Origin of the sequence: Leisingera sp., assembly GCF_034669605.1 — a bacterium.
In the GTDB taxonomy this organism is placed as follows: domain Bacteria; phylum Pseudomonadota; class Alphaproteobacteria; order Rhodobacterales; family Rhodobacteraceae; genus Leisingera.
The window spans coordinates 1-5720 of the sequence record NZ_JAXMOX010000259.1; the positions used below are offsets into that span (position 1 = coordinate 1).

The window sequence follows — 5720 nt, forward strand, 5'->3', positions numbered from 1 at the left end:
GCCAAGGGCGCCATGTCGGTGAGCTTGATGAAGCCAAACTTCAGGTAACCTGATGGCCGTCAGGTACACAATTGATACACCCAATCGAGCAGAGGAATTAAATGTCTCAAGCAGTGCATAAGACTATTCAGCAACCCAAAAATCCCGGATCTATGATCTCATCCACGGACCAGCCTCTCACTGTTGGTGAGCTTCGTGATGCCATCGCTTACGTTGATGATGATGTGGAAATTACCTTCGGCAGCACTCTGGCGGGTGACACGCTGCGTTTCTATCGATTCAAATGGCGCGGGGACATGCTGCTTCAGATGGAACTGAACGAAGACGAGTAGACGTATCCCCGAAATGTAGAAGGGGCCGGAATGACCCGGCCCCGTTCATAGTAGCATGATTGGTAATCTGAAGGGGGTCAGCCCGGCTTCCACCGGGGGCCAGCTTCCCCGAAACCGTAGCTTGGAGAATTTCACATGTCCATTGACGATAAGACTGCCTGCGTTTCCATCGCCCTGTCCCTGGTCGGCATTGCCCTGGTCATCGTGGAACGGGTTCATCACGGCTGGTGGCCGTTCTGAGGGGCTAAGCGGCGCGGTACGACCCTGAAGCCGGCTGTAGCTGCACAGAATGTGTTCTAGAGCTTCTGCCGACAAAGGACCGCCCTTCCTAAGCTAAAGAAAAGCCCCGGTGTTGTGCCGGGGCTTTTTGTAATGGGTTAGTTCAGAATAAGAGCGTCACAAGCGTGGATGCATGATCTCCGCCCCCGCTCTGCTTTTGGTGTTCCGTCAACTTCGAAATCTGCGGGTATTCAGTAGGGGCAGAGCTGAGTATATGTCTATACATATCTGCATTTGGAATGCGACAGTAAGAGACAGTAAGAGACTGTCAAAACCACTGGTCCTTTTTGGACCACCTACGGGGGTGGAGTGACAGAAGCGTAAACCGGCTACTTCTTTGGGTGGAATCCCCCAGTTTCTTCAAAGCGGTCCATCAGGATCTCTAGGAACTCCCACTGTGCGTACCGCTCAGATTTTGCCAAATCCTTGAAGCGGTCGACGACGCTTTTCGGGCCACGCATGGACAGCGGCTCGTTCTTTTTCTCGAATTCGTCTTCCAGGCTTTTTTCTAATGGCTTGGGCATGTGGTATGCTTCCTTTCTTAACTTGGTAGGGTTGGGCTTTCGAGACGCGACATACCCGCCGTAATCGTGCGGCAGAGCGGGACCGCTGTCTTTGCTTTCATTTGCGTTGCATGCGCCTAAAGTCAGATCTGTCCGAAACTGTTACGTGCCTCTGAACATGCTTCCGTCAGTTCAGCCAGGATGGCTTTTACCTTCAGGCAGCGATCTTCCTGTTCTCGGTTGCCCGGCAGAACACCAGCCATGCTGCTCGTGGTCGATATGGTGCGAAGGAGGGCCTTTGCCTGCTGTTCCAGTGCTTCTACGCCCTGGTATGCGCTGATCAATTGAGAGCTGATCATGCCAAAAATGGCTTCTTCGCGGTCTGCTGCGGTGTCGAACATTCGTAATTCCTTTCAGGTTTGATTTGGGTGCAAAGGGTTGGCCGGTTCCCGCAGGCAGCGGGCCGGGTAGCTTATTACGGGGATGGGGCGGGATTGGTGCTAACTTGAGGTCGGGTAATCCTCTTTGATCCAGTCCAAGTAGCTGTGATTTGGCCGGTCCACGGCATCTTTCTTGGCCTGTAGACTTGGACCTCTTCCGTATGACGCAGAAACCGTGTGCTGGTCGTGACCTAGGATAGCGTTGTTGACTTCGAAATTGACGTCAGCATCTCGTAGCTTGTCCTTCAAGGTGCCGCGGAGAGAATGCGTCGCATACAATCCGTTTGGGTTGTCAGCCAACTTTTTGAGGTTGACCAGCCCGAGCCAAGTGCTGCAGACCTCAGATGCACGGCTTTTTCCGTCCGACTTGATCGAGAATCCAAAGAGTCTGTCATCGGATTTCTTACCTTGTATTCTGGCACGGATGAGCGGGGCCAGCGTATCGCAGATTGGTACTTCTCTTCTGGACCCATCATTCTTTACGCGGGCGTCGCGCAAGTCGATGTGGAGGATGCCGTCGCGTTCATTTACCTGTCGAACCGTGCAAAGTGCAGCTTCATCCAGTCTCATGCCCGTGCAGATCAAAACTGCCCATACATCCCGCACGTCATCGGGCAGATCACGAATCGAGAAGATGGCCTGAAGCTGTTCATCGTTCAGCGGGGTGTAATTCCTGCCTTTTTTGCCGAACCTAGCAAGTTTCAAGCCGGTGAACGGGTTGGACTTCAACTCTCCGTCCTGAACAGCCTCGTTCAATAGGGTTGTGACATCGCTGATGCGGGTTTGAATGGTCCTATGGGCCTTGTTTTCCCCTTCAAGTTCTCTGGCAAAATCGTATGCGTGCTTAGCCTCAATTTCAGAAAGCTTGAGATCTCCGACTACTGCAATGAACTGCTCGATGTTTTTCAGTCGAGACTTTTGCGTCTTTTTCTGCAGGTTGCCATTCGAAACCCGGCGGTCCAAAGAGGCCTCGAACTCGGGCAGGTAGCTACGCAGTGTGGTATCTGGTTTGCCATCGCCAAAGGATTGCGCCAACTCGTGCTTAGCATTGGCCACGAGTACCGCTGTCCTTTCGGGTGTCGGGGGTTTTAAATCGAAACGTTGAAGCATCTGAAGCTGCCGCTCAGTATCGTCCTGAGATAGAGAAGTGAGCCTAATTTCGGTTTCAGCCTTCTCAAGTTCCTGAATTGCCTTTCGTGCCGTGTACGCATCCTGTGGAGGGGCCTCCTGCATGGTTTGCGGGATGACGTCGCCGACTTCAGGGCAGTAGGGAAACAGGTATCCCAAGTCAGACAGCCCGAGTTCCTTCACGGCAGTCTGAAACGCGCTGTCTGGCGAAGACAGCTTAGACTCCTGGACTTTCTTCAAGACCTGTTGCCGCATCACTAGCTCTAGATCGCAGCGCTTCTTTTCCGCCTCCCGCAGGTCAGGAGTGCCTGCCGAGCGTCTGAGCTGTCTTTGGCCAACAGCCTCTCTCGCCTCCTCCGGAACGGTGAGGACGACATAGTATTTCTGGCCTCGACGGCTCACCGTGGCAGGGTGCCAGTTCAACATTTTGCCTCGTGGGTAATGTCGCCTGTAGTGTCAGGCGTAATGTCAGTTGTAGTCCCTTCAGAGACTTTCTGACTATATTATCAGGGAAATAAGGTCCATACGGACATGTGGAGGCGAGTACCGGAATCGAACCGGTGTACACGGATTTGCAATCCGCTGCGTCACCACTCCGCCAACTCGCCATCCGTGGTGTAGGGCGTGATTAATCACATGCCCGCTGCCTGCGCAAGAGGCGTTTTGCCTCTGTCCGGGCCAAAAATTGCTTTTCTTTCCCGATCGCTGGAAACTCACCCCGCCGCGGTTTGGTCACGTGCCGCCGCGCGGATGCCATCGGCGATCAGGGCGGGAATGCCGGGCAGGGCACCCGTGACTGGCAGCAGAAGTCCTTGGAAACCGGCAGCCTCAAGCGCCTGGGGGATGTCCTGTTTAACATGGTCGCCGGCCTGGGCAAAGAACGGCAGGCAGATGGAACATGCAGGCAAAGCGGTTGCGGCGGATTCAACGTTTGGAGCTTGCTCCACATAGCCGGGCGAGACGGCGCAGCGGGGCAGCAGGGGGCGCAGCCTGGCAGCAAAACTTTCTGCGGCCTCTGCCGCTTTGGGACCGCGGGCAGACCCGTGGGCGGCGAGCAGAAGATGCGTTTCAGCCAGCGGCCAGCCTTGCCCTTCGGCGGCCTGACGGACGGCCCCTGCAGCGAGGGCGGGAAGGGCGGCATCCAGACCGAAAGGCGCGGCCATGCGATAGCTGCGGCCCTGCAGGCGGTCAGGCAGAACCTTGGCTGTGAACCATCCCTGCGACATGAAAAACGGATAGACCACGGTGTCCTTGGCCATTCCCTGCTCCAGCCGCCCGGGCGTGGCAAGGGTGGCGGAGCGGACATCCCAAGCCGGCAGATGCGCCGCAACCTCTGCCGCAAGCCTGGCCAGGGCGGCCTCTGCCGGATCAGGGTCGGAAGGCTGGCCATGGGCGGTGATGACGGCGGTGCGCGCGGTCTTTGTCAAGGCGGGGGTCCGGATCGTTGAAACTGCGTAAATCGGCGGGTTTGTTCCGCTATTAGGGGGGCTTGCCGGGCACTCCGCAAGGCTTTGGGAGATTTTTTCTGCGGCGTGTTGAGAAACGAAACCAAGGAGGTTGACCTTCCCGGGCGCTTCACCTAAATCAGCAAACACTCTGAGCGGGTATGGTGAAATGGTATCATAAGAGCCTTCCAAGCTTAAGGTGCGGGTTCGATTCCCGCTACCCGCTCCAGATCCTCCCCCTTCTGCCATTCTGTTACACCGTGACGCGGGATGTTCGCGCGATCATGTGCCTTTTGAACCGGCTCAGCGCTTGACGCGCGGGGCCTGCGGGGCCATGAACCGTGGCGAATGCGCGGGGTTTCATACCCGCCAGCCCAAAGTGCAGAAGGATCCGGAATGGCGCGGAGACAGGCGGCCCCGAATGCGGAACAGGAGCGCGAAGGCTCCCGGAAGATTGGCGTGCTTTCGGCGCTGTGGCCGTTCATGCGGCCGTACCGTCTGCTGATGCTTGCCGCGACCTGTGCGCTGGTGATGACCGCAGGGCTGTCGCTGACGCTGCCTTTGGCGGTGCGCCGGGTGGTGGATAATTTCCGGGTCTCAGAGGCCGAACTGCTGAACCTCTACTTCGGCGCTGCGCTGGGGATTGCTGCGCTGCTCGCGGCGGGCACCGGCGTGCGCTATGCGCTGGTGACCCGGCTGGGCGAGCGTGTTGTGGCCGATATCCGCACGGCGGTGTTCGACCGGGTGATCGGGATGAGCCCTGAGTTTTACGAACGGGTCATGACCGGTGAAGTGCTGAGCCGGATCACCACCGACACCACATTGATCCAGTCGGTGCTGGGATCCTCGGTGTCGATCGCGCTGCGCAACCTGCTGATCTTCCTGGGCGGCATGGTGCTGATGCTGCTGACCTCGGCCAAGCTGACGATGATGGTGCTGCTGATCGTCCCGGCCGTCATTGTCCCGATCCTGGTCCTGGGGCGCCGCCTGCGTGCCATCAGCAAGGAAAACCAGGACTGGATTGCGGCTTCCTCGGGCAATGCCGGTGAGGCGCTGGGGGCGGTGCAGACCGTGCAGGCCTTTACCCATGAGGCCGCCAGCCGGCAGAAGTTCGGCGAGATGACCGAAACCGCCTATACCGTGTCCTGCCGCCGGATCCGGACCCGGGCTTATCTGACGGTGATCGTTATTTTCCTGGTGTTCTCGGGCGTTGTCGGCGTGCTGTGGATGGGGGCCAATGATGTGCGCGCGGGGGTTATGTCCGAGGGAACCCTGATCCAGTTTGTGATCTATGCGGTGCTGGTGGCCGGCTCCGTGGCGGCGCTGTCGGAGATCTGGAGCGAGCTGCAGCGGGCCGCCGGCGCGACCGAGCGTCTGGTGGAGCTGCTGAATGCTGAGGATACTGTGCTGGATCCGGTCGCGGCGCAGGTTCTGCCCGCGCCGGTGAAGGGTGAGATCCAGTTCGACAACGTGTCTTTCCGCTATCCGTCGCGCCCGGATGTCTCGGCGCTGGACGCGGTGTCGCTGGCGGTGAAGCCGGGCGAGACTGTGGCCTTTGTCGGCCCGTCCGGGGCGGGCAAGACCACCATTATA

General features: G+C 58.0%; 6 protein-coding genes and 2 tRNA genes. 3 read left to right on the forward strand and 5 right to left on the reverse strand.

Translation table 11 applies throughout. The features are described 5' to 3' along the window. Positions 1–101: 101 nt before the first annotated feature. A complete protein-coding gene (locus VOI29_RS22120; RefSeq protein ID WP_323783740.1) occupies positions 102–332 on the forward strand; it encodes a hypothetical protein in 231 nt (76 codons plus the stop codon). A 608-nt stretch (positions 333–940) separates the two neighbouring features. Here VOI29_RS22120 and VOI29_RS22125 read toward each other — a convergent pair. The 5 genes from VOI29_RS22125 to VOI29_RS22145 all read right to left on the reverse strand — a co-directional run bounded on the left by VOI29_RS22125 (position 941) and on the right by VOI29_RS22145 (position 4109). After that, a complete protein-coding gene (locus tag VOI29_RS22125) occupies positions 941–1135 on the reverse strand; it encodes a hypothetical protein (RefSeq protein WP_323783742.1) in 195 nt (64 codons plus the stop codon). Between the two features lie 122 nt (positions 1136–1257). Beyond that, positions 1258–1515, reverse strand: a complete 258-nt coding sequence (locus VOI29_RS22130; protein ID WP_323783744.1) for a hypothetical protein — start codon at positions 1513–1515, stop codon at positions 1258–1260. 99 nt (positions 1516–1614) lie between these two features. Further along, the gene (locus tag VOI29_RS22135) at positions 1615–3108 is read right to left on the reverse strand and encodes a DUF6538 domain-containing protein (RefSeq protein WP_323783746.1); all 1494 of its coding nucleotides are present in this window, start codon (positions 3106–3108) and stop codon (positions 1615–1617) included. Positions 3109–3216: 108 nt separating this feature from the next. Next, positions 3217–3290, reverse strand: a tRNA-Cys gene (locus VOI29_RS22140). 105 nt (positions 3291–3395) lie between these two features. Next, positions 3396–4109, reverse strand: coding sequence for a CbiX/SirB N-terminal domain-containing protein (locus VOI29_RS22145; RefSeq protein WP_323783748.1), 714 nt, complete (start codon positions 4107–4109; stop codon positions 3396–3398). Positions 4110–4282: 173 nt separating this feature from the next. Between VOI29_RS22145 and VOI29_RS22150 the strand changes: the two genes are divergently transcribed. After that, positions 4283–4356: transfer RNA gene (locus VOI29_RS22150), tRNA-Gly, on the forward strand. A 167-nt stretch (positions 4357–4523) separates the two neighbouring features. After that, positions 4524–5720 (forward strand): ABC transporter transmembrane domain-containing protein (locus tag VOI29_RS22155; RefSeq protein WP_323783750.1); only part of this gene is annotated, 1197 nt, incomplete at its 3' end.